The sequence below is a fragment of the Streptomyces sp. NPDC018000 genome (assembly GCF_044328025.1).
GTDB lineage: Bacteria > Actinomycetota > Actinomycetes > Streptomycetales > Streptomycetaceae > Streptomyces.
Window position 1 is genome coordinate 1 of record NZ_JBIRGM010000022.1, and the last position, 22,539, is coordinate 22,539.

General features: G+C 69.0%; 23 protein-coding genes and 5 pseudogenes. 13 read left to right on the top strand and 15 right to left on the bottom strand.

The window, feature by feature from the left end:
- Positions 1-277 precede the first annotated feature (277 nt).
- Positions 278-1,423: a PP2C family protein-serine/threonine phosphatase gene (locus tag ACH4EW_RS27935; RefSeq protein ID WP_398261538.1), complete on the top strand. Its 1,146-nt coding sequence runs from the start codon at positions 278-280 to the stop codon at positions 1,421-1,423.
- 786 nt (positions 1,424-2,209) lie between these two features.
- On the top strand, positions 2,210-2,764 hold the full coding sequence (locus ACH4EW_RS27940) for a hypothetical protein (RefSeq protein WP_398261540.1): 555 nt from the start codon (positions 2,210-2,212) through the stop codon (positions 2,762-2,764).
- On the opposite strand, the pseudogene ACH4EW_RS27945 reads toward ACH4EW_RS27940, so the two are convergent.
- A pseudogene (locus tag ACH4EW_RS27945) lies at positions 2,754-3,085 on the bottom strand (response regulator transcription factor); the annotation flags it as partial. The gene ACH4EW_RS27940 and the pseudogene ACH4EW_RS27945 sit on opposite strands and share 11 nt — an antisense overlap.
- Positions 3,086-3,216: 131 nt before the next feature.
- On the opposite strand from ACH4EW_RS27945, the pseudogene ACH4EW_RS27950 reads away from it, so the two are divergent.
- The 3 genes and pseudogenes from ACH4EW_RS27950 to ACH4EW_RS27960 all read left to right on the top strand — a co-directional run.
- Positions 3,217-3,327: pseudogene (locus tag ACH4EW_RS27950) on the top strand (helix-turn-helix domain-containing protein); the annotation flags it as partial.
- Positions 3,328-3,339: 12 nt separating this feature from the next.
- Positions 3,340-3,747, top strand: coding sequence for a hypothetical protein (locus ACH4EW_RS27955; protein ID WP_398261676.1), 408 nt, complete (start codon positions 3,340-3,342; stop codon positions 3,745-3,747).
- Positions 3,748-3,909: 162 nt separating this feature from the next.
- The gene (locus ACH4EW_RS27960; protein WP_398261542.1) at positions 3,910-4,788 is read left to right on the top strand and encodes a class I SAM-dependent methyltransferase; all 879 of its coding nucleotides are present in this window, start codon (positions 3,910-3,912) and stop codon (positions 4,786-4,788) included.
- Positions 4,789-4,918: 130 nt separating this feature from the next.
- Here the strand turns inward: ACH4EW_RS27960 and ACH4EW_RS27965 are convergent, their stop codons facing one another.
- Together ACH4EW_RS27965 and ACH4EW_RS27970 are read right to left on the bottom strand one after the other, a co-directional pair.
- A complete protein-coding gene (locus tag ACH4EW_RS27965; protein WP_398261544.1) occupies positions 4,919-5,698 on the bottom strand; it encodes an SDR family NAD(P)-dependent oxidoreductase in 780 nt (259 codons plus the stop codon).
- A 362-nt stretch (positions 5,699-6,060) separates the two neighbouring features.
- On the bottom strand, positions 6,061-7,098 hold the full coding sequence (locus ACH4EW_RS27970) for an NAD(P)/FAD-dependent oxidoreductase (protein WP_398261546.1): 1,038 nt from the start codon (positions 7,096-7,098) through the stop codon (positions 6,061-6,063).
- A 92-nt stretch (positions 7,099-7,190) separates the two neighbouring features.
- On the opposite strand from ACH4EW_RS27970, the gene ACH4EW_RS27975 reads away from it, so the two are divergent.
- Positions 7,191-7,790, top strand: a complete 600-nt coding sequence (locus ACH4EW_RS27975) for a helix-turn-helix domain-containing protein (RefSeq protein ID WP_398261548.1) — start codon at positions 7,191-7,193, stop codon at positions 7,788-7,790.
- Positions 7,791-7,847: 57 nt separating this feature from the next.
- On the opposite strand, the pseudogene ACH4EW_RS27980 reads toward ACH4EW_RS27975, so the two are convergent.
- Together ACH4EW_RS27980 and ACH4EW_RS27985 are read right to left on the bottom strand one after the other, a co-directional pair.
- Positions 7,848-8,030, bottom strand: a pseudogene (locus ACH4EW_RS27980) (IS30 family transposase); the annotation flags it as partial.
- A 2-nt stretch (positions 8,031-8,032) separates the two neighbouring features.
- Positions 8,033-8,401 (bottom strand): alkylmercury lyase, encoded by a 369-nt coding sequence (locus ACH4EW_RS27985; protein ID WP_398261550.1) that lies wholly within the window; start codon positions 8,399-8,401, stop codon positions 8,033-8,035.
- A 29-nt stretch (positions 8,402-8,430) separates the two neighbouring features.
- On the opposite strand from ACH4EW_RS27985, the gene ACH4EW_RS27990 reads away from it, so the two are divergent.
- Complete coding sequence (locus tag ACH4EW_RS27990) at positions 8,431-8,901, top strand: heavy metal-responsive transcriptional regulator (RefSeq protein WP_398261552.1); 471 nt, start codon at positions 8,431-8,433, stop codon at positions 8,899-8,901.
- A 72-nt stretch (positions 8,902-8,973) separates the two neighbouring features.
- Here the strand turns inward: ACH4EW_RS27990 and ACH4EW_RS27995 are convergent, their stop codons facing one another.
- Positions 8,974-10,254: a peptide ligase PGM1-related protein gene (locus ACH4EW_RS27995; protein WP_398261554.1), complete on the bottom strand. Its 1,281-nt coding sequence runs from the start codon at positions 10,252-10,254 to the stop codon at positions 8,974-8,976.
- Between the two features lie 448 nt (positions 10,255-10,702).
- On the opposite strand from ACH4EW_RS27995, the gene ACH4EW_RS28000 reads away from it, so the two are divergent.
- Positions 10,703-11,881, top strand: coding sequence for a DUF418 domain-containing protein (locus ACH4EW_RS28000; RefSeq protein ID WP_398261556.1), 1,179 nt, complete (start codon positions 10,703-10,705; stop codon positions 11,879-11,881).
- Positions 11,882-11,921: 40 nt separating this feature from the next.
- On the opposite strand, the gene ACH4EW_RS28005 is transcribed toward ACH4EW_RS28000, so the two are convergent.
- Positions 11,922-12,134 carry a hypothetical protein gene (locus tag ACH4EW_RS28005; protein WP_398261558.1) on the bottom strand — a complete coding sequence of 71 codons (213 nt, stop codon included), beginning with the start codon at positions 12,132-12,134 and terminating at the stop codon, positions 11,922-11,924.
- A 172-nt stretch (positions 12,135-12,306) separates the two neighbouring features.
- On the opposite strand from ACH4EW_RS28005, the gene ACH4EW_RS28010 reads away from it, so the two are divergent.
- Together ACH4EW_RS28010 and ACH4EW_RS28015 are read left to right on the top strand one after the other, a co-directional pair.
- Positions 12,307-12,897, top strand: a complete 591-nt coding sequence (locus ACH4EW_RS28010) for a hypothetical protein (RefSeq protein WP_398261560.1) — start codon at positions 12,307-12,309, stop codon at positions 12,895-12,897.
- Positions 12,894-13,466 carry a signal peptidase I gene (locus tag ACH4EW_RS28015; RefSeq protein WP_398261562.1) on the top strand — a complete coding sequence of 191 codons (573 nt, stop codon included), beginning with the start codon at positions 12,894-12,896 and terminating at the stop codon, positions 13,464-13,466. Before ACH4EW_RS28010 ends, ACH4EW_RS28015 begins: the two co-directional genes overlap by 4 nt.
- A 376-nt stretch (positions 13,467-13,842) precedes the next feature.
- Here the strand turns inward: ACH4EW_RS28015 and ACH4EW_RS28020 are convergent.
- The 4 genes and pseudogenes from ACH4EW_RS28020 to ACH4EW_RS28035 all read right to left on the bottom strand — a co-directional run.
- A pseudogene (locus ACH4EW_RS28020) lies at positions 13,843-14,382 on the bottom strand (ScbR family autoregulator-binding transcription factor); the annotation flags it as partial.
- Positions 14,383-14,400: 18 nt separating this feature from the next.
- Positions 14,401-15,222: a BTAD domain-containing putative transcriptional regulator gene (locus tag ACH4EW_RS28025; protein ID WP_398261564.1), complete on the bottom strand. Its 822-nt coding sequence runs from the start codon at positions 15,220-15,222 to the stop codon at positions 14,401-14,403.
- Positions 15,183-15,521: a TetR family transcriptional regulator gene (locus tag ACH4EW_RS28030; protein ID WP_398261566.1), complete on the bottom strand. Its 339-nt coding sequence runs from the start codon at positions 15,519-15,521 to the stop codon at positions 15,183-15,185. The genes ACH4EW_RS28025 and ACH4EW_RS28030 overlap by 40 nt, the downstream gene beginning before the upstream one ends.
- A gap of 360 nt (positions 15,522-15,881) precedes the next feature.
- A complete protein-coding gene (locus ACH4EW_RS28035; RefSeq protein WP_398261569.1) occupies positions 15,882-16,043 on the bottom strand; it encodes a hypothetical protein in 162 nt (53 codons plus the stop codon).
- Between the two features lie 1,254 nt (positions 16,044-17,297).
- Here ACH4EW_RS28035 and ACH4EW_RS28040 point away from each other — a divergent pair.
- Positions 17,298-17,834 carry a hypothetical protein gene (locus tag ACH4EW_RS28040; RefSeq protein WP_398261571.1) on the top strand — a complete coding sequence of 179 codons (537 nt, stop codon included), beginning with the start codon at positions 17,298-17,300 and terminating at the stop codon, positions 17,832-17,834.
- A 143-nt stretch (positions 17,835-17,977) separates the two neighbouring features.
- Here the strand turns inward: ACH4EW_RS28040 and adhP are convergent, their stop codons facing one another.
- From adhP to ACH4EW_RS28060, 4 genes and pseudogenes are all read right to left on the bottom strand, one after another.
- Entirely contained in the window at positions 17,978-18,991 is a 1,014-nt protein-coding gene (gene adhP / locus ACH4EW_RS28045) for an alcohol dehydrogenase AdhP (protein WP_398261573.1), read from the bottom strand.
- Positions 18,992-19,184: 193 nt separating this feature from the next.
- A pseudogene (locus tag ACH4EW_RS28050) lies at positions 19,185-19,376 on the bottom strand (muramidase); the annotation flags it as partial.
- A 128-nt stretch (positions 19,377-19,504) separates the two neighbouring features.
- Positions 19,505-20,854, bottom strand: a complete 1,350-nt coding sequence (locus ACH4EW_RS28055) for a radical SAM protein (RefSeq protein WP_398261678.1) — start codon at positions 20,852-20,854, stop codon at positions 19,505-19,507.
- A 157-nt stretch (positions 20,855-21,011) separates the two neighbouring features.
- The gene (locus tag ACH4EW_RS28060; protein ID WP_398261575.1) at positions 21,012-21,857 is read right to left on the bottom strand and encodes a pentapeptide repeat-containing protein; all 846 of its coding nucleotides are present in this window, start codon (positions 21,855-21,857) and stop codon (positions 21,012-21,014) included.
- Between the two features lie 143 nt (positions 21,858-22,000).
- Between ACH4EW_RS28060 and ACH4EW_RS28065 the strand changes: the two genes are divergently transcribed.
- Both ACH4EW_RS28065 and ACH4EW_RS28070 read left to right on the top strand, forming a co-directional pair.
- Positions 22,001-22,294: a hypothetical protein gene (locus tag ACH4EW_RS28065; protein WP_398261577.1), complete on the top strand. Its 294-nt coding sequence runs from the start codon at positions 22,001-22,003 to the stop codon at positions 22,292-22,294.
- Position 22,295: 1 nt separating this feature from the next.
- Positions 22,296-22,523 (top strand): hypothetical protein, encoded by a 228-nt coding sequence (locus ACH4EW_RS28070; protein WP_398261579.1) that lies wholly within the window; start codon positions 22,296-22,298, stop codon positions 22,521-22,523.
- Positions 22,524-22,539: the final 16 nt, after the last annotated feature.

A 22,539-nucleotide genomic window follows, 5' to 3' on the forward strand; every position in this document is an offset into this window, starting at 1 on the left:
GTCACGTGCACCCTGGTCGGAGCAAATGATCAGACGAAGGCCGCCCCCACGTCCGGCGAATCCCCAGGTGAGCGACCCCGTTCGAGGCATCGTTCAAGGCCGGAAGATAAAGAACAAGCTCAGTGACTGTTCCTGATCCGGTCATGCCATGAGGCGGGTTGCTTGGTGGAAGGTGACCTGCTGGGAACGTTTGCCTGCGTTCGCGCTGACGCTCGATTGTTGGCGGGTGGTGGTGCGTACATCTGCGCGGCTGCCCGGTCGGGTGTAGGCAGAAGGCATGGGATTGCGGCAGCGGTTCACGCACCGTCTTCGCCCACGGCAGGCCAGTGACGCCCTGCTGGTGCTTCCGCTCGGTCTGATCGTGGTCATCGTGCTGGTGGACGTAGTGGCGCTCGGCTTGCCATTGGGGCCGTCGTTGCTGATCGTGGCGCCTGCTCTCACCGCGTCCTTCGCCTCGACCCTCGCCACCGGGGCGATCGCCGCCGTCGCGATGGTGGGCATGCTCCTCATCGGCCTGGACTCCCACCTGCTCGGCACGATGGACTTCGACTCGCAGTTCGTCGCCCTGCTGGTGGTGTCGGTGATCGTGACGGTCTTCTGCTATCTGCGTGAGCGGCGCGCCCGTGAGCTGGCGCTGGTGCGGATGGTCTCGGAGGCCACGCAGCGGGCGGTGCTACGGCCGCTGCCGCGGCGGATCGGCCCGCTGCGGGTGGCATCCATGTACCTGGCGGCACAGTCGCATTCCATGATCGGCGGCGACCTGTACGCGGCTATCCGCACCGCCACGGGCACCCGGCTGATCATCGGCGATGTAATGGGCAAGGGCCTGACCGCGATCAGTGACGCCGCCCTGCTGCTGGGCGCCTTCCGGGAGTCCGCGCACCGCCAGGCCGACCTGCCCGAGCTCGCGGCCTACCTGGACCACAGCGTGTGCTGGAACCTGGCCGAGCCTTCCGAGGCGGAGAAGGCCGGGGAGTGCTTCATCACCGCCGCACTCCTCGACATCCCCGACGCGCTGCCGCTCATCCACGTGGTCAGCTGCGGGCACCCACCCCCCTTGCTGCTGCGCGGTCGGCATGCCTCCGCGCTGCACGCCACCCGCCCCGCCCCGCCCCTGGGCCTGGGCGAACTGACCGCTGCCGCCTACCACGTCGACACCTTCCCCTTCGAGCCCGAAGACCTGCTGCTGCTGCACACCGACGGAGTGATCGAGGCCCGGGACCCCTTGGGCGTGTTCTACCCGCTGACCGAGCGCGCCGCCTCCTGGACCCTCCTCAGCCCCTCCGCGCTGATCCACCACCTGCGCACCGACCTGCTCGCCCACGTCGGCGGCCACCTGACCGACGACGCCGCCGTGATCGCCGTCCAGCACACCCTCCGCCGAACACCCACAGCAGTGGATACCACCCACGACAACGCCTGACTGGCTGGGGCGAGCGGTCGGATCCTCGGCGCCCACGTGCCCACCGACGAAATCGCCGCCGCCGTCCGGACGGCCAACGCGGGCGGCACCACGCCCTGACCACGCCCGCACCCTGCGCCCCGAGGCCGACCTGGCGCCCCCGGCGAAGGGCTCCCCGGGCTCGGTCCATCCGGCGGAGTAGGCGGCGAAGACCGCTGCAGACGGTCATGCAGGCGTTGCCGCACCGCGTCCTCGGCCCGTCGCATCGCGAGCGGAAGGCCCTGGCATCGCTCCAACTCCGCGGAAATGCGCGTGCCCTCCTCCCGCCGTCGGGCGATTTTCGCGCCTGCGCGCCGCGCCGCGTCCTGTGCGTGTTCCTGGTCCTCCCGTGCGGCGGTGCGTGCTCGGTCGATCAGCTCCGCCGGCGCGCCCTGTTCGATCAGTCGCTGGGCCAGATCCACACGCCGTCCAGAGACATCCAGAGCCGGCTCAGTGGCCGCCAAGGCAATGCGCTCGGCCCGGGACGCCAGGACGCTGTCGGGTGTCAGCAGCAGCGGGAGCGGGGCACCGGGGGCGATTGGTTCGAAGGCCAGAACTTGTAGCAGTGGTAGCGCCGCCGTGTGTGCGAGGCGGGCCGGGCTCTGCGAGTTGGGGTCCATGGCGGCGACCGTCTCGGCGTCGACGGCTACCTGCTGCAGCACAGGTATGGAGGTGGCGTCGACCTGGCCGCGCACCGCAAGTTCTGTCACGACCTGCTGGTGCAGGCCCGGCCAGCCGGCCGCCTCGTCCGGGCACAGCTTGAAGCCGATGCTTGCCCCGGCCCGTGAGACGGTGCCCGCGCCGGGCGGGCCGGCGCTGCTGCAGTCGCGGCGCGGCTCGCTGATCCAGCGCCACTTCCCCGACCTCGTTGCCGCCGCGAGTCAGTTGCCGTACGGCCTGGTCCTGGACGGCGCGATCAGGGCCAAGATTGCACCGGGGGAGGCAGGGAAAGGCTGGGGCATGGACCTCAACGAACTTCAGCGCCGCGCCCTGCACATCCATGACCTCTACGACGAGCTGAACCTGAGAGAACGCGGCCGGACATGGACACGTGAGGAGTTCATGCTTGGCTTCGTCGGGGACGTCGGCGATCTGGCAAAGATCGTCATGGCACAGGAAGGAGCCCGTGACATGCCGGGCGGCTGTGCCGCTCTGGAGCACGAACTCGCGGACTGCCTGTGGTCCGTGCTGATCCTCGCGCACCGGTACGACATCGATCTGAACGCTGCGTTCCTGCGCACGATGGATGGACTCGCCCAGTCGATTACCGCGCGGGGCACACGCCCGGTACACGTACGGCCACAACTTGACGTCAGCCGGTGAATCCTGGCACCACCAGGCCGGATTCGTACGCGATCACCACCGCGTGGGTCCGGTTCTGCGCGCCGAGCTTGGTCAGCACGTTCCCGACGTGGGTCTTCACGGTCTCCAGGCTGACCGTGAGCGCCTCGGCGATCTCCGGGTTGGACAGGCCGGTGGCCATCAGCCGCAGCACCGCCTCCTCGCGCCCCGTCAGTGCCGCCTTCGGCAACGCCTCGGCGGAGCCCAGCGGGCGGGCGGTGACCATCTGGCGCAGTGCCGCCGGGAAGAGGATCGCCTCCCCTCCGCCACCACCCGCACCGCCTCCGCGATCTGCCGGACCGGGTGTCCGAGGGCTCGGCGTCCGATCGCGATGCTGGCGGCATCGTGACGGGACATAGTGCGGTGCGGGGTGGCCAGCGGTTTCTGCCAGTGCCGACGCCGCACGTAACCGGCTCAAGGTCCTCGACGCCGCACGCGCCGCCCTCTCCGAGTCCGGCCGGGATGCGCAGATGGGCGATATCACCCGCAGGGCGGGGGTGGGTATCGGGACCGTCTACCGGCACTTCCCGACCAAGGAGTCACTGGCGGAAGCGATCGTGGAGCACTGCTTCCAGCAGACCCTGGACTTCCTCAGAAACGAGGTGCTCCCCGACCCGGACCCCTGGAAGGGCCTTGCCCGTTCCCTGGAGTTCTGCGGAATCATGCAGGAGCACGACCGCGGTTACGCGGATACGGTCACGGCGATGGTCGGCGGCAGCACCTTCGACGCGAAGGCGATCGCGGAACTCAACGAGCTCACCGGCAAGGTGCTCGAGCGGGCCCAGGCCGAGGGTTCGGTGCGCAAGGACCTGACCGTCGCGGACGTGTCACCGCTCTGCATCGGCCTCTGCCATGTCGTGCAGGCCGGCGTCACCAACTGGCGCCGCTATCTCGGCATCATCCTCGACGGACTGCGCCCGCGACCGGAGCACGGCTGTCAAGCACTGGGTTTGACGGAGAGTTGATCAGCTGGTTCTGGCGGCGGTTTCTGATGCGGGGGGCGCGCCGAGTTCTGCCCCACGCGCCCTTCCCCGCAGGTTCACCGGCCCCGCATGCTGAAGGGCGCACGGCAGAAAGGAGCCGGGCGCGGCGTATCGGCCCGGACCGGTCCGCGCAGGGAGGACGTCATGGAGCAGGCAGCGGATCAGGGGCCTTGCGTGCAGGAGGTCGGAGCGTGGTACGACCGTCTGGGGGGGCTGTACAGCCTGACGATGGGCGACAGCATGCACCTGGGCATGTGGGACGACGGGGTGCGCCCGAAGCCCGGGCGGACGCTGTCGGCGGACGAGGCGTGGCAGGAGCTGACAGCTGCGCAGGACCGGTGGACCGATGAACTGATCGACGAGCTCGCCCTCGGGCCCGGGCAACGGGCGCTGGACGTGGGCTGCGGCACCGGACGTCCCACGGTGCGTCTGGCTCACGTCTCCGGCGGGCATGTCCTCGGTATCACCGCCAGCAGCGCCCAGGTCGAGCAGGCCCGCGACCGCGCCGCCCGCGCCGGCGTCGCCGACCGCACCGAGTTCCTGCAGGCCGACGCGATGAACCTGCCGTTCGAGGACGCGTCGTTCGATGCCGTGTGGGCGATCGAGTCGTTCGCCCACTTCGCCGACCGCCCCCGTGCTCTGCACGAGGCCAGGCGCGTTCTGCGCCCTGGTGGCCGGCTCGTCCTGGCGGACTGCTTCGAAAACGTCCCGTTCACCGACCAGGATGTGGCGCTGTTCCGCGCAGGCTTCGCGCTCGCTCGCCTGCCTGGTTCCCTCGACGACTACCCGGCCCTCGCCCGGCAGGCCGGCTTCACCATCGACCGCGTACGTGACAGGACCGGTGACTTCGCACCTACCTACCACCTGATCCCCCAGATCTTCGCGGCACGTCGCCAGCAGATCGAGGAACTCCTGGGCACCGACATCGCCACGCAACTGGACTCGGCCTATCCGCTGGTCCTCGGCCTGTGCCGGGACAAAATGGGCTACGTCATGGTCCGTGCCGGCAAGCCTGCCCCGTGATCGCCACGCCCGCCGACCGCCTGTCCTGACTTCAGCCCCGTCGTACCGGTGCAACGCCCAGGACCACCGCTGCCCGCCAGGAAGGGCAGTCAGCGGTCTGCTCGACCTGGTGCCGATCCGCGAGTTGGGCTCAGTGAACGGAGAACCCGCCGTCGACGAAGATCGCCTGCCCGGTGACGTAGCCGGAGGCGCGGCCGGCCAGGAACACCGCCACTCCGGCGAAGTCCTCGGCCAGGCCGTTGCGCCCGACCATCGTGCGCGCGGCCAGCGCCGCCACCTTCTCCGGGTCGGACGACAACCGCGCATTGAGCGGGGTCATGACGAAGCCGGGCACCAGCGTGTTGCAGGTGACGCCGTGCGGCGACCACGCCTCAGCCTGTGAGCGGGCCAGCGACTCCAGCGCCCCCTTGGAGACCCCGTAGGCACCGCTCTGGACGAACGCCCGGTGCGCCTGCTGGGAGGTGATGTGGATGATCCGCCCGAAGCCCCGCTCGGCCATGCCGGGCCCGAACCGCCGGCCCAACAAGTAGGGTGCCTCCAGGTTCACCGCCATCGTGGTGTCCCACACGTCCTCGCCCAGCTCCCCCATCGGCGGCCGCAGGTTGATCCCGGCGCTGTTGACGAGAATGTCGGGCTCGCCGAACACCTCGGCGGCCTGCTCCGCCGCCGCGCGCACCCCGTCGCGGGTGCTCAGGTCGGCGCTCACCCAGGCCGCCCGGCAGCCGTCCGCCGCCAGCTCGTCGACCGTGGCGGCCAGTTCCGGCTCCTTGCGCGCCACGATCACCACGCTCGCCCCCGCTCGCGCGAGGGCCCCGGCGATGGCTCGGCCGATACCGGAACTGCCGCCCGTCACCACGGCGACCCGGCCGTCCAGCGAGAACAGTTCGGAAAGGTAACCGGTCGAGGTCATGCCCGCACTCTAGGCGGCGCGTCCACGGCGACAGCACCCGGGGCGGAACGTATGTCCAAGTCCAAGACGATTGTGGTGCCGCCACTGCGGGCGGCCGCAGTTCCTCCTGCGCGGTGATCCTGCGTCATGCCAATGCTTGATCTGCCTGGATGCGGTGGCGTGTGATCGCTCGGTCGAGAAGGATGGCCGGCACGGTGACCGCGGCCAGGCCGGCACCTATCCAGGTGACCGAGGTGATGCCTTCACCGGCGTCGAGGGCGGTGCCGGCGAGTGCGGGGACGAGGCCGATGCCGAGTTGGAATGCGAAGGTGTGTGGCTTGCACCTGCGGTGCGGCCTGTTCGGTTTCGGCGCTCACCGGCCATCACCCCCGGCCCGCAGGATCGAGGGGAGCTTCTGCCCCAGGGCGTGCTTGGGCGCCGCACCGACCCGCGGTGGTCGTGGCGCGGCGCTGTTCGACGGCGTGATCGACGTCTTCGTCCAGGAGGTCGGTGTTGATGGCGAAGGCGGCGGTGGAGCCCATGCCGGCGGCGGCGACGACCTGGGCGCGCGGGTCGATGACGTTGCCGGCCGCCCAGACGCCGGGGACGCTTGTGCGGCCGGTGCGGTCGGTGGCGACCCAGCCGTTGGCGTCCTTGTCGCAGCCCAGGTGGGTCAGCAGTGCATCGTGCGGGACGGGGCGGGGGAAGAGGAAGGCGGCGGCGCGGGGGACGGCGCGGCCGTCGGTGAGTTCGATGCCGCGCAGCCGGTCGTCGTCGACGACGAGTCGCTTGATCCGGCCCTCGGCGATGCGCAGGCCGCGTGCTTCCAGCCTTTCCCGCTCCTCGGCTGTCGGGGCCAGGGTGTGCGGGAAGAAGACGACGTCGTCGCTCCACTGGCGCAGGAGCAGGGCCTGGTGCACCGCTCCCGGGTGGGTGCCGAGGACGGCGAGGGGCTGGTCGCGGACTTCGTAGGCGTGGCAGTAGGGGCAGTGCAGCAGGTCCTTGCCCCACCGTTCGCGGACGCCGGGGATGTCGGGCAGTTCGTCGCGCAGCCCGGTCGCGACCAGGACGCGGCGGGCCTTGAGCACCACCCCGCCCACCATCCGGATGTCGTAGCCGTGGTCGATCTGTTCCACCCGGCCGCGGACGACCGGGATGCCGTAGTGGGCGATCTCGGCGCGGCCGAGGTCGAGCAGGGCCGTGGGCGGCAGGCCGTCGCGGGACAGGAAGCCGTGCATGTGCGAGGCGGGCGCGTTGCGCGGCTCGCCGGCGTCGATCACCACTACCTTGCGGCGGGCACGTCCCAGGAGCAGTGCGGCGTTGAGACCGGCCGCTCCGGCGCCGACCACCACCACGTCGTGGACCTGGTCGTCGGTGGCGCGCTGGGCGCTGTTTTTCTGGTCGTTCGTCGTCTTGGTCATGACGATCACCTCCGGGCCCGATGGTGCGTCCCCTGGTGAGGAGCTGACAACTTCTGTTGCCATTTCTGGGACGCGGGAGGTGGAATGGGGGCATGGATGAGTACTCCCCGATCGCCGCCACGCTGGCCCAGGTCGGCTCCCGCCTCAGGCGCGTTCGCAGCGAGCGCGGCGTGACCCTGTCGGCGCTGGCCGAGGCCACCGGCATCTCCAAGAGCACGCTGTCGAGGCTGGAGGCGGGCCAGCGCCGCCCGAGCCTGGAGCTCCTGCTGCCCATCGCGCAGGCCCACCAGGTGCCGCTGGACGAACTTGTCGGGGCACCGGAGGTCGGCGACCCGCGGATCCGCTGCAAACCCCGCGTCCGCAACGGGCGGACGGTGATCTCCCTGACCACCCAGCCGGGGTCTCTGCAAGCCTGGAAGTCGATCATCCCGGCGGAGCAGAACCGGCCTGATCCGGTCACGCACGAGGGGCACGAGTGGCTGTACGTCCTGTCCGGACGTGTGCGGCTCATCGTGGCCGACCACGACGTGATCATGGGGCCGGGTGAGGCCGCCGAGTTCGACACCCGCCTGCCGCACTGGTTCGGCCCCACGGGCGACTCTCCCGTGGAGGTCCTCAACCTGTTCGGCCCCCAGGGAGAACGCATGCACATCCGCGCCAGGCCTCACTCCCGGGCGGAGTCGGCACCTTGACGGGAAGGAGGGCGCGTTCGACCTGGTCAGCATCCCGCCATGGGCCTAGGTGTTCGATCAGTCCGGCCTTGAAGTGCCGTTGAGGGCCCCGGCCACGGCGCCGAGTTCACCGGCACTCCGGCGGGAGAGGTCAGTGCCCTCGGGAAAGAACTGCCGAAGCGACCCGTTCGTGTTCTCGTTCGTGCGCCGTTGCCAGGGACTGTGCGGGGCGGCGAAGCAGACGGCCATGTCAGTGTCGATCTTCAACTGAGCGTCAGGCCCGCGGCGGCCAGCGCCTCACGCAAGGAGGACACGCTCGGAGCGCCCTCGGTCTCGCCGTCCGCGCTGCGATAGATCCGGCAGGACACGCTCGGTCCCGTCCCGGCCCGCGCGAACGGATCAAAACCGTCCAGCAGAACTGTCGGGGATCCGGTCATGCCCCACCGGGCGGCCTCCGCCTCGTCGTGGACTTCGACGAGGTCCACTTCGGCCGCCCGGCCGGCCAGCGCTGCCGTGATCCGTTCCTGCACGACCGGGCCGTTGGGGCAGTCCGGAACCGTCAGCACCGTGATCCGCATGGCGTTGTCCTCCCAGGTCATCGCTTCCGCGACCGACACTAGACCTTCCAGCACACTGGAAGGTCAAGACCTAGCCTGGAAGCATGCGTATCGGGGACCTCGCCACCGCCGGCAGACTGACGACCAAGACCATCCGCTACTACGAGCAGGCCGGCCTGATGCCCGAACCGCCCCGGACCCCGGGCGGCTACCGCGACTATCCGGCCGAGGCCGCCAGCCGGCTCGCGTTCATCCGCGACGCCCAGCACGCCGGCCTCACCCTCGCCGAGATCCGCAGCATCCTCGTGCTCCGCGACAGCGGCCAAGCCCCTTGCGGCCATGTCACCGACCTCATCGACCAGCACCTCGAAGAGATCAACCGCCGCATGGCCGAACTCCGCAAGACCCGCACCATTCTCCGCGATCTCGCCCAGCGAGCCGCCGAGACCGACCCGCGGTCCTGCACCGACGCCGACAGCATCTGCCGCATCTTCACACCACCCGAGCCCACTGAAAGTGTTGCGGTCGGACAACGTTCGACTTCCGTGTCGGCCTGCGCGACCTGGCGGCGGTAGAAGGGTCGCCGTCTGGATTGTCGACGCGTCGAAGGGGGCAATGGAATGCTTTTGAGGCGCTGAGAGTCGACATCAGAGGTCGACCAGGTCCAACGCTGCGGCGAGTTCGCTTTCCAGTTCCTCGATACGCGGGCGGTCGTGTCCCAGGACGGCGTAGCGCCAGTGGGTGCCGGGTCCGGTGGCGCTGCCGGTGTAGAGGACGACGCCTTCTCCGTGGGCGGGGTCGTACGCCAGTCCAGTGGCGTGGAGGCGCTGTACGGCCTGGGAGAAGGTGTGAGAGGCGCGGGTCGTCCGTTTGGCGATGAGCCAGGCGGGTGTGGGTCGTTTGGCGGCGTGGCTGAGGCGGGTGACCATGGCCTGCGGTGTGGTGGTCGCCGTGCGCCGTACGTTGCTCTCGGTGGCGTACAGCGTTCCGTCGGCGCCCAGGAGCGCGTCGATGCCGTACGGCCCGGCGTACCCGTGGGCGGCGAGGTGCTGTCCCAAGGCGAGCCCCCACCCCTCCAGTTCCGCGATCGTGCCGGGCGGTACATCGCGAAGGGGTGAGCGGTAGCCGGTGAACGAGCCGTCGCGGGTAAGTATTTCGCCGCTGAACACGACCTGTGGCCCGGCGGCCTCGACGACGCACTGCACGCTGACTTCCTTCGTGTGGCGGACGCACCGCTCCACGACCCACAGCCCTGTCCCGTCCCGTTCCGCTCCCACGGCCGGGCCGTGGCGGGAGACGAACCGCATACCGAGACCGCCCGCAGAGCGGTCCGCCTTGACCACCACCCGCCCGAACCGGGACACCATCCGCGCCACCGCATCGGGGAGTTCACCGCCCCGGCATACCCGGCCCTCCGGCATGCGGATACCCCGTGCTTGCGCGACGGCGCGGAACCCGGTCTTCGTGTTGAGCCGGTCCACTGTGCTCAGCACGTCGGCACCGGGACGGCCGGACGCGAAGGGAAAGACCTGGATACCGAGCTCGGCGGCGAGCGCGACCGACGCACCGTCCAGCACGATGGGCAGCAGCCGCGTCCCCGGGTGCCGACGGGCCAGGCTCATGAGATTCTCGCCGAGTCCGTGGTGCCGGATGGCCTGCGGCATCCCCGTACCGGGAAGGTCCGGAACGACGACGACTTCTACGGTGTCGTGAGGCAGTCCGAGCAACAGCCCGGCATAGCGCAGGAAATCTTCCGGGAGCGGGACGGGGCTGACCAGCACGTCACCGGGCCGGGCCAGCCAGATCTTCCGGGGCGCCTGCGCCGACCACTCTCTCACTGCCTCACTCGCGTCGAGGCGCGCCGGCACCGGGGAAGCGAAGTTCGCGAGAAGAACCAGCGGTGCGTCGTCATCATGCTCGGCAATCATGATCCAGCCCTTCCCGCTTCCCACCCCCCTCTACCGGATACCCCGGCGCCCTGCCAGGAGAGGTCACTCGACCGGCTCGGCCGCGCCGGTCGCCGCAAGCTCGAACTCGCTCCCCCGCCGCCACCGGCCGGGCCCGGCTGCTGTACGAGGGCCAGGAACGCCGGCGGCGAGCGGTGATCCCTTTCGGCCTTGTCCCGGCCGGCCCCCACCGAGAGCCGGATCACATGTGTTCCGCCTCACCGCACGCTCCGGCCGTCGGCTGTACATTCGAAGTACACGCGCCGATGGCTGTCACGCCTGTTGCATCGAGCCCAAAACCCCAGATGACCGGGGAGGCTCCGCGAGCAGCGGTTCCAGACACCCGGCAGGTGGGCCTCCGCCGGATGGCGGGGCGGCCCGGACATCTGCCGGATACCCGGCGATCAGCCCACTCTCACATCTGGAAGGCATGACACAGTACTCAGACGTCGCAGCTCCTGTGGCAGACGCCCCGACCCCCGTGCGCAACAGCGGAAAGGCACCGGCGGGCCGGCTGATCGGGCTGGACCTGGCCCGCGGACTCGCGGTATTCGGCATGTACGCGGCTCATGTGGGGCCCGACCCCGACCAGGGCGGTGTGATCGGCTTCCTGATGGAGCTGGCCCACGGCAGGTCCTCCGCTCTCTTCGCCTTCCTGGCGGGCTTCGCCGTTGTCCTCATCACCGGGCGCGTGACGCCGAAGACGGGGCGGGCCGGGCGCCAGGCCGTGGCCAAGGTGGTGATCCGGGCCGTGATCCTGCTGGCCCTGGGCACCGCGCTGACCATGAGCGGCATCCCGGTCGACGTGATCCTCGCCTTCTACGGCCTGTACTTCCTGCTCGTACTGCCGCTGTACCGGCTCAGCGCCGGCCCCCTGGCGGCGATCGCCGTGGGAACGGCCCTCGTCCTGCCCCAGGTGCTCTACGTGGTGCAGCAGGCGATCGGCGACAGTGGCGTCCGCTCCCCCGGTGAGCCCGACGGCATCGTCTCGCTGCTCTTCACCGGCACCTACCCGGCCCTGACCTGGATCCCGTTCGTGATCGCCGGCATGGCCGTGGCCCGCCTGGACCTGGCTGCCACCGCTGTCCGGACACGCCTGGCCCTCACGGGCGCCGCCCTCATGATCACCGGCTACGGAGGCTCCTGGCTGGCGCTGCACGTCATTCCCGGCGCCGCCGACGCCATCGGCGCGGGTGCGGCGAGCGCGTGGTGGTCCGACACCGCGGGATATCCGTCCGGTGACGCTCCCGCCTGGCTGCTGGCTGCCTCCCCGCACAGTGAGACCACCCTGTCGATCCTGGGCAACACCGGCGTGGCGATCATGGTCGTGACCGCGTGTCTGGCCGCGACGGACGCCCTCCCCCGGCTCCGGTCCCTGGCCCGGCCGGTCATCGCAGTCGGTTCCATGTCGCTGACCGCGTACGTCTTCCACCTCATCGCCATCCGGTTCCTGGGCATCGAGGAGCTGCCCGGGTCCCCCCTGTATGTCCTGCTTGGCTTCATCGCGGCCGCCATGGTGTTCGCGACCGTCTGGTCGCGCTTCCAGCAGCGCGGACCACTGGAATGGCTGATGACCAAGGCTACGGACCTGGCCCGTTACATCCGCTGAGCGCAGAGCCGGCCGGACCGTCACACCGGCCCCCCGACGGTCAACGCCCCTGACGCCGACCGCTGCGGTGCGCCACGCGCTGCGTGTCCACCTGGATGGTGCGAGACGGTAGTCGCGGACGGCGCTTCGCACGCACCGGCTCCAGGGCCTTCGTATCCAGGCGGAAGAACTGTTCCAGCTCGCCCGGCGACGGCTCGGTGGCGAACCGGCCGCAGCGGGCTTCTTGCTCGACAGACAAGTACTCAACGGGCATGCCGAGGACCTTAAGGCTACTCTGACCAGCAGAAACGTCCCCGTCACCGAACCGGGACCGAGATCACCGCGCTACCGCTCAGACCCGGATCGCGACACGGCGCGGCGCAGCCGCAGGTGAGACAGGGCGAGACAATATGCTGCGGAAGCGACGGAACTGAACGGAGTGGGCGATGGGGCGTCCCTGGCTGAACGTGCTGGCACAGGTGGTGCCCCTTCCGCTCGGGTTACTGCTCAGCGGTGCCCTGGTCTGGGGTGCCACCAACGCCGACTGGAGTGGGACCAGCAGCAACAGCGGCAACACGTGGGCCTCCAGCTCACTGGGGCTGGCCAACGACAGCAGGGTGCCCATGTTCCGCATCGACAACATGCGACCCGGCGACAGAGGCTCCAACTGCATCAGGATCAAGTCGAACGCCAGCTTTCCCACCGCGCTCAAGCTGTACAGCAACTCACCGAACTGGCCCAGCAACTTCCAGTCCTTCATCAACCTCAGAATCGAGGTAGGCAGCGGCGGCACCTTCGGTGACTGCAAAGGCTTCATTCCGCGCAAGACTGCGTTCGACGGCACCCTGGACCAGTTCATCGCCCTGCACACCGACTTCCGCACCGGCGTGGGCCCCTGGACCCTGCCCGGCAAGCCACCCAACTCGCTGAGCTTCCGCTTCGCGTGGAGGTTCAGCCCGAGCGCACCCAACAGCTCGCAAAGCGTGAACACCAACGAGGCGTCCTTCACCTGGGAAGCGCGGGAACACAACAAGTGACTCTCCCAGGTGACCCAGCTGCCGGCGCGCCCCGCCAACCCACGGCCAAGGGCGCCCCACACCCGATCCGTGTGGTCACCTCGGTCATCTCACGTACCGTGCTCGGCTCGATGGTCGGGCTGCTGGTGTGGGCGCAATTGCCCGTGGTGGCGCTAGGCTGGACAGCGGGCGTGGTGCAGTCCGGCTCCATGCGTCCCGCTCTCATGCCGGGCGATGTCGTTCTCTACCAGCCGCCACCGCGCGACCGCACACCGGCGGTGGGTCAAATCGTGCTGGTCCAGGACCCCACCCGCCCCGGCCATCTGGTCACTCATCGGGTCTACCAGGTACTTCCCAACAACGACCTGATCACCAAAGGTGACGCCAACTCCACACCGGACTCCACCCCGATACGGCCCACGGCACTCCAAGGCGTGGCACGATTGCGCGTACCCTGGATCGGGCTGCCGGTCCAGCTCTGGCGCGCCAAGCAGCCCGTGCCCGAGGCGATCGTGCTGCTCGGACTTGCCATTCTGCTCGCGCTTGCCGCTCTGCCACTGCACAGCCGCAGCCGCAGCCAACACAGGTAGCCCGCGTCTCGAGCAGGGTCACCCTGCCGCGCGACCAGTGGTCCATCCAGATCTGGGCCATGGCGTCGCAGCAGGCAGTGTCGATGCGTCGACCAGGGCGGGTTGAAGGCGGAGCCGGGGCGCAACGGCTTCGGCGGCGCCGGGAAGGCGAGGCCGGACGCGTTCTCGACCGTTCCCCTGCCGGGACTGTGGGCGAAACCGCCGGACCGGGGGGGCGGGGGGGGGCTTTGCCGGGCGTGGGGACCCGCGGGCACCGGGGCGCGGGAGCTTGTGTTGACCTGCGGCCGGGGATTTTCGGCAGCCGACGGTGGACGGGTACGGTAGCGCGCCACGTCACCGGGCGGCACCAGCGCCGGCAGCGCGGCTTCCACAACGCCGCGATGCCCTCGCCGAGTTGCGGGTACGGCGTACCGGTGCCGGCCAGTACTCCGATGCCGCGCACCGTCGCGGACAGCAGCACTTGGGGCCCGTCCCCCACCTCGCGGTCCAGCAACGCGCCCGCCTGCCGGGCCTGACCGAGGAGCCGCAACACCTCGGTGATCCACGCCTGGTGGAAGTCGGTGACGGGCGGCTGCCGCCCGGTGCACTCGTTGGTGATCCGGAAACTGGCCCGAATGACCGGGTCGTCGTGGAACGTGCGGGCCAGCCAGTGCGTCATGTCGATGAGCACCTGAACCGGCGGTACGCCCGCCTCCCCGTGCTCCTGGATGAAGCCCTGCAGCATGTCGCGGCCCCGCTCCTGCACCGCGTCCGCGAGCCCGTCCTCGGAGGCGAAGTGGAAGTACAGCGCCCCCTTCGTCATTCGGGCGGCCTTGGCGATCTGTCCCAGCGTCCCGTTGGCGTAGCCGTTGCGGTGGAACATCTCCGCGCCCGCGTGAACCAGCCTCTGGCGGGTCCGCTGCGATCTGGCCTGCATCTTCGCTCCCCTCCCCCTTCAGCCGACCCGGCTGAGGCGCTCGCGGCCGCCACCGGCGGCGGCCGAATCGAGGGCGGCCTCCGGACCGGACATCAGGATCGACCGCTGCAACCGCCGCAGCCCGGCGGACGGCTCGAACCCCAGCTCCCGTACCAGGACGGAGCGCAGCCGCTGGTACACATCGAGCGCCTCGCTGCGGCGCCCGGAACGGTGCAGCGCCAGCATGAACTGACCGTGCAGGTTCTCGTGCGTGCGGTAGCGGCTGACCAGCACGGTCAGCTCGCCCAGCAGCTCCCGGTGCCGGCCCAGCCGCAGATCGGCCTCGATGCGCTGATCGAGCGCGCAGAGCCGGGTCTCGTCCAGCCGCCGGGTCTCCATCTCCAGCTGCGTCCCGGTCTGCACATCGGCCAGCGCGGCACCGGTCCACAGCGCGAGCGCGTCACTCAACTGCCGTGCCGCGCCCGGGAAGTCACTGGCGTCCATCGCCCGGTACCCCAGCCCCGCCAGCCGCTCGAACTCGCGGACGTCGCTGGTACCGCCGGAAGTATTGAGCAGATAGCCGCCCGGCGTGGTGACAAGCACGTCCTTGGCGGACCGGGGCCCGGCTTGCTCCGGGCCCTCCCGCAGCGCGACGGCGATCAGGTCCCGCAGCTGCAGCACGTACGTCTGCACCGTCGTGCGGGCGCTGCGCGGCGGCCGGTCACCCCAGAGCTCCTCGATCAGTGTGGCCACGGGCACGACCTGGTCGGCGTGCAGAGCCAGCAGGGCCAGGACCTGCCGCGGCTTCGGCGCCGTCGGCGTCACCGAAAGCCCGTCCACACGGACGGCCAACGCACCCACTCCACGAGCACCCGCAGACCACCGTCCTGGCCGCCGAGCGCTTTCCTGGCGATACCGCGCACGGTCCGTATCGCTTCCTCCTCGACGGCCCGGGCCAGCACCTTCTTGTTCTCGAAGTGGAAGTGCAACGCACCGTTGCTCACCCCGGCCCGACGGCTGATCGCCGTGAGCGAAGCGGGCGCGAAGGCCTCCCGCGCGAACATTTCGGCGGCGGCACCGCCCACCAAGACGGAGAACTCGTCTTCACCACCACCATAAAAACCCAACCCCACAAAAAACTGACCCACCCACAACTCCACCCCCCACCCTCACAAACACACCCCAAAACCAAAAACACCCACATGGTCCCGGGTGAGGGGCGCTGGCTGGTCGGGACCGGAACGGCGGCGGCCACCTGCCCTTCGGGAGTCGGCCCGTCCACGGCGGCCGTGACCGCGCAGTCGGACGGAACCTTCACCTGGTGGGGCACGCAACCAGCGTGCACCTCAAGACCTACCGATTCGTCCGGGCTCGGAACAAGGCCACGCTGGAAGTCACGGCATAAGCTTCCGCGCACTTGGACATGCTCTCCGAGTGCGCGGACTGGCGCCTGCCGCTGCCTCTATGGTGCATGCGGCCCATCGTGGTCCTCGGCTTGGGCGAGGGATTCGCGCGCCGATCTAACGGAATGCCACCGGCGAGCCCACACCACTGAAGTCGATCGCGCGGTCCGCCTCGCGCAAGGTCTGCTCAGCCACCCGGCGCGTCTCGGCCAGAACGTCCCCGTGCTCCTCCACAAGCCTGGCGTAGATCGGTGCCTCGGCTCTGTCTGCGGAACTCATGTTGAACTTTCTGTCGAGGGTACGGGTGTCTTCCACCGGCTAGGGGAAGCGGAGGCTGAGTATACGTGCTCCAGGCACGACGCCGAAGAGTTGACCGGAGGTCGGACCGCGGCAGAACAGTTCCGCCCGACAAAACCCCCAAGTCCGCGTTTAACAGGGCAGGCGGCATGACGGGGCTGACTCATCAGCACTCGACGGTGCGACAGCTGACCCGGTGGGGCAGTTGACCCGGTGGGGCAGTTGACCCGGTGGGGCAGCCAGTCCGCAAAACGACGGACTTCAGCAGCGATGACACGGCCCGTCCGTCTGCGTGCGAAGGGCTCCCGGGCGAGCTCCCACACGGCCCGAGATCCCTCGTTCCCGCATGCCCGAGCCCGCACGGCCGTTCCTGGGCCTACCCGGCCGTCTGCGGCCGGCACGGTCAGCCGCAGCCCGGTCGGGCTGCCGGTGCGGATCGGGCGGGATGACCGACAAGACGTCGCCGCTCATGGATTCACTCAATTTCGCCCGGCAGAGGAGGTTGACCAGCTTGCCGCCTCCACTACACAACCGCCGTCGCCGTCTCGGCCGCCGAAGACGCCTCGCGCACCCGTTGAACCGGAGCGCGCGTGCAGGCCAACTTCCCGCATGAATCCGCGGGTTCGCCCCAAGCGCCTTTCGGAATTCGCGAAATCACGGTGTACAGAGATCGAGAGATTCTACTGCCGACCCGGCATCGAAGGTGCCCTCGAGGGAGGTGGAGTCGAGACCCGAATCGGGCACGTCCGCCGCAACCACTGTGTTCCTGTTGCCCGAGGTCTCCTCATTCACCGAGCTGGACAAGACGGTCGAACATGGGGCCGGCAAGACGAAGCCCGCCGGATCGGTGCCAGATCCCGAGCCATGTCCTCTCCGGCAGCGACACTACGGGCCGTCACCGCAGGTCTGGGATGGATGGGATCGTGAACGACAGGCATTCAGAATGCGTCTGCGCCTCCCACCCGGACCGTGTCAACAATGACACGCCGCCACCAGGAGTGAGTGGGCATCAAAAAGTCGCCCAGAGAGGCTAATGGAGCATCAATTTATAAATAAATAAGGCCACTTGACCTCTAATTCGATTATCCGGTAATCGCATACAGGTGTCTCGCGTACCCCGATCGGCACCCCGGCACCAACCCTTCAACGTGTCCGATATGACAGCTATGGGGGCCGTCAGTACGTTCGATCACAGGCCGTCTGCTCGGCCGACCTCTCTGAGACAGGAGAAGTGACATGGTTACCCGTTCCGCCGTCGTTACCACCGTCATCGCGGCCACCGCGGCACTGGCCGCCACCGGCATCACCTACGCCTCGACCACCAAGCCGGCCCAGGCATCCCCTGTCGTCCAGCAGGCCGCCGTCCCTGTTGAGGCCCTCGACGGCGGCGACGCCGGCAAGGGCAACGAAGGCAAGGGCAACGACAACCGGGGCTACGACGACCGGAACTATGGCGACCGGGACTACGAGGGCTGGGACCACTACGAGGGCCGCATCCACATCAACGAGCGCACCTACGCCGACGAGCCCGGCGGCTGCATCACCGTGGTCAGCGGCCTCGGCTCCAAGAGCCTCAACATCCGCAACGACAGCCGCCGGACCATCGAGGTCTTCCGCGGGGCCACCTGTGACAACGGCGCCCCCATCGCCACCGTCGGACCCTGGAGCTCCAGCACCGGCGTATTCCCCGGCCACGTCCGAGGCGGCATCTTCGTCCGCAACGGAGTCGTGGCCAGCTTCCGGGTGCTCGAGCGCTACTACGAGGACCGGTGAACGAAACTCTCCTATGACACGGAACCCCGGCCCGCCGGAATCGGGCCGGGGTTCCGGTCTGCGCACCGCCCGACCCGGGCAGCGCCCGTCCGCGCATCGACCCCCATCTCAGGCGAGCGCCGTCCGGCTCAGCACCGTGCGGTTCAGCGCATGTCGAAGACGAGACGACCCGGCACTTTGCCCTTCAGTACTTCGTCGATCGACGCGTTGATGTCCTCAAGACCTCGGCTCTCGCGGACGACACGTGTGCGGCCGAGCCTGTGCAGCTGGAACACCTCGGCGAGATCCTCACGGGTTCCGACGATCGAGCCGACGATCTTCGTGCCGTTCAGTACCGTGTCGAATACGGGCAGTTCCAGCTTGCCCTCGGCGGGAAGCGCCACCAGGACGAGCGTGCCGCCCCGGCGCAGCGCACCGTAGGCGGCGCTGAACGACGCGTTGCTCACGGCCAGCGAGATGGCCGCGTCGGCCCCGCCGAGCCGGCTGGCCTCTTCGGCGACATCCTGGACCCGGGCATCGATGACATGGTCGGCGCCCAGTTCGCGGGCGAGGGCCAGCTTCTCGTCGGTGACGTCGACGGCGATCGTCTCGGCGCCGAAGATCCGCGCGTACTGGAGGGCGAGATGGCCCAGGCCGCCGATACCGGAGACGAGGGCGCGCGTGCCCGGGCGCGCGCCGGACAGTTTCACGGCCTTGTACGTGGTGACGCCCGCGCAGGTCAGCGGTGCCGCGTCCAGCGGGTCGATGCCGTCGGGCACCGGCACCACGTACGTTCCGTGCGCCAGTGCGTACTCGGCATGGCTGCCGTCCACGGAGTAACCACTGTTCTGCTGCTTCAGGCAGAGCGTCTCCCAGCCGGAGATGCAGTGGTCGCAGTGTCCGCACGCCTCTCCGAGCCAGGGGATGGCGACCCGGTCCCCCACCGCAATATGAGTGACCTGTGCGCCGACCGCTTCGACGATGCCGATGCCCTCGTGGCCCGGCACGAACGGCGGCCTGGGCTTGACGGGCCAGTCGCCGTGTGCAGCGTGGATATCTGTGTGGCACAGCCCGGAGGTCTCCATCCGCACCAGGACCTGGTGCCCGGCCGGCGTTGGCACGGCCCTCTCCTCGATCACCAGCGGCTCGGTGAAGCTGCGGACAACGGCGGCTTTCATGGATTACTCCTCCGCTTCGATCGGGCACGTCCGGCTGATCGGCCACCCTGCGGTGTTACAGAGGTGACAGAAGCCCCGAAACAGATTATTTCAGATGGCCGGATTTCGCTTTTGTGTGCCCCCCGCCCGATGTTCTGTGCTGCGTGCCCGATCGCCGATGCCCGATCACCGGCCTCACGGCCCGCGCGTGCGGCTACCCGCAAGCCCAGTCACGCATGGCGGTCCGCGAGGAGAAAGAGGAGAAATCAGCGACGTCCTTGTCGAACGGCCGGTCGGTGTAATGATGAATGCACCAGGGCGCCTTGATCCTGGGCTTGCCCGCGGTCACGTAGTCGGCTGTCCACAGACCGTCCCCCGCATACGACGTGGTGTCGTGATGCAGCCAGCCCACGAAGTGCAAACCGTGCTCGCCCGGGGCGACGCCACGGGCAACGTCCCTGGTGCAGGGATTCGGCCGGGTCGTAAGTGAACTGACTTCCGGCGCCCCGGTGGTGCCCGACGACCGGCTCGGCGCTACAGAACGTCGTCCGGACGGGCCGGAAGACTGTCCATGAACGAGCTGACGGAGAAGACGGCGCGCCCCGGGCCGGGCGGGCCGTAGCCGGGGGGCGAGCTGAGCCCGTACTCCTCCATGGTCGCGCGGTAGGCGTCCAACAGGCGGATGTGATACTCCAGCGGCGCTCCATCCGGGTTGGTCTTTCCGAGCGGGGTGGTGGGCTCCGGGCACCAGGTGGTGAATCGCGGGGTGATGCCGTGCGACATGAAGAACCGCAGGCCCTCGGTGGTCGATTCGATGGCCTCGTTCACCGTGGTGAAGCCGAAGGGCTCGGCCATCTCCACGCCCGCCACGAAGTTGGGGATGACATTGCGGGGGCCGAAGACCTCGGCGGAGTCCAGGATGCGGCGGTGCCACTCGTCACGGCCCACGTAGCGCTCCTTGCCAGGGCAGTAGAGCTCGAACAGCCGGCGGTCCCACACCTCGTAGTTGGGGTGGTAGATCTGGATGCCGTAGTCGTGGAAGCGCTGCACATCGGCCTTGGGCAGGGCCTGGGCGACGACCTTGCCGATCCAGCGACCGGGGAAGCGCTCCTCGATGGCCTTGGCGTACTGACCGTAGAAATCGGCCTCGTCGCGGCCACCGATGTGGGAGGTGATGGCACCGCCGGTGAGGGTGTAGGCGGTGGATGCCTTCGCAGTGTCGTACTTGTCGATGACGGCGAGTGCCTCCAGGACCTCCTCGACCGGTTTCACGCCGGTGTACGGGCGTCCCGCCGCCTTGTGCTGGCGCCAGTTGTGGTTGATGTCGCAGTACTGGCACTCCTCCTTCGCCCCGAAGTACTGGCAGACACGGAAGACCGTCAGATAGACGAGGTAGCCCCATTGGATGGTGGGCGCGACCTCCATCACGGACTTGCCGTTCTCAAGGGTGTGCCGGTAGTAGTCCGGCATCGGCGGAAGGCCGACATCGGAGATCCGCCGGCCGTCGAGATACAGCCCGAGCACTCCGTCGTCGTCGGCCGCGACGCGGTACGGGGATGCCGGGTTGACCCGTACCGACACCACGGTCCTGCGCAGTTCGTACGGGCCTTTGGTGAGCACGATCTCCTCCGGCGGACGGCGGAGTGCGGCCGCGCCGAGCTCGGGGAGGGTGCTGTGGTCGAACGAGAAGATGAAGTACGACTTCGGCTTGACATCGCCGCCCTCGTTGTCGCTGAGGGCGGACTCGTCGAACGCCAGGCCGCCGCGCAGGAGATCCTCCTTGATGACGGCTTCCCTGGGCACGTGCGGGAACTGCTCCATGAGCCGTTCGATCAGGCGGGTGCGGCTCTGCTCGGTGCGGCTGCGGTCGGTACTGCTGGGAATGTGCGGGACTCCTCGGTCCGGTCGTCGAAGGCGTTCCGGGTACGCCACACTCTGCAACGAACCACGGGTTTCGGCGGTGCCCCGCCGCACCGGCCTACTCGTTCAGGCGTGGCGTGTGCGGTGTCCTGACCGTCAATATCACTGTCCGGGCCGGAAATCACTGGCCCCAGTGTGTGGGGCGGCTGAGCGGGGGCGGGAGTCTCGTCGCCGCGTCGCCCCTGGCCGAATTGAGCTGCGCCTGGGTGAGGAAGAGGCTTCCGGTGAGATCGGCGCCGGAAAGGTCGGCGTCCCGGAAGTCGGCCCCGATCACGTCGGCCAGGCGCAGATCGGCGCCCTTGAGGTCCGCTGCGATGAGGTACGCACCTCGCAGATCGGCACCCCGCAGATCTGCGCCTTCGAGCCTGGCTCCGATGAGGTCGGCGCCGCGGTGGTCGCGCTTCTTCCCACGGGGTGCCGCGGCTCGTGCGAGTTCGCTGGTACGGAGCAGGAGGGCGGCGACGTCGTCTCGGTGCGCGGCCACGTCCAGATCTGTGAATGCCTCAGCCGGAAGGTGGGTGAGGCGTTCCGTCTCGTCGAGGCTGCGACGTATCTCGGCGTGGAGGGAGCGCGCCGGTTCCAGGGACAGTGCTTCCGTGAGGTACCAGAGGAGTTCATGGAGCTGTCGCATGACCGGGAACACCTGGAACATCTGATGGGCCGTCTGCGGGGCCCGGCGCCAGTCCTGCCCGTCGAAGGTCTCGCGGGAGACCTTCTGGCCGGCTCCGAAGCAGTCGTACACGGTGCAGCCGGGGAAGCCCTGGGTCCGCAGTTCGGTGTGAATGCCGCAGCGGTAGTCCTCCCGCAGATGGCGGCAGGGCTTACCCGCATCCTTGTTGATCGCGAAGTCCGCGGACCGGGCCAGGGTCAGTGCAACGCAACACAGTCCGAAACAGTTCGCGCAGTCGGCGCGCAGTTCGGCACGGTCGATGCGGTCGGTGCCGGGGCCTTGGACATTATCGGGCACAGTGCGTGGATCCTCTGGGGTACGGAGCTGTCGGACGGTCGACCCTATCGGGATCCGTCACCCGTACGCGCCGATTTCTTGATCGCTCCCGGACGTCCCGGCCACCGTAGCGTCACGAGGCCAAGGACATCACTCGCGCGGGCATGTCCCCGGAGGCCGTTCAGGCTCTTGAGGCACGCGACATGGCGAAGTACGGCAACCGACTGAGCCCGACAGCCGACCAGCAGTTCGCCAAGTACGGCAGCTGGGAGGCGGTCATCGACGCCGCAACCCGCAGCCATGCCGCGATCGACCAGGAACTCGGTCCGGAGCCGACACAGGCCGGTGTCCGACGGCCGAACGGTGGCTGGTGGGTGGCCTCGCGCCGCTGCGGGAGTGCGTTGTCAGACCCATGGGGGATGCTGGTGGGTCCGACACCTCTGACCGGAAGATGCTGAGATGCGCAATGACGAACTCGCCGCGGCCCAGGCGTATGTCCGACTGCTGGAGGCCACCCGGGCCGCGCTCGCGGAACCTGACGAGGGCCCGTTGTATGTGCCATTGCTCGCCTCCCCGATCGCGGAGGCCGATGGCGCTCTGGAGCGCGCGGGGCTCTGCGGCAACGAGTCCCGGTTCTTCGATCTCGTGCGCTCGCTTCAGCCGAGCATGTCCGGCAACGGTCGCTGAAACCGGTCTCCACAGT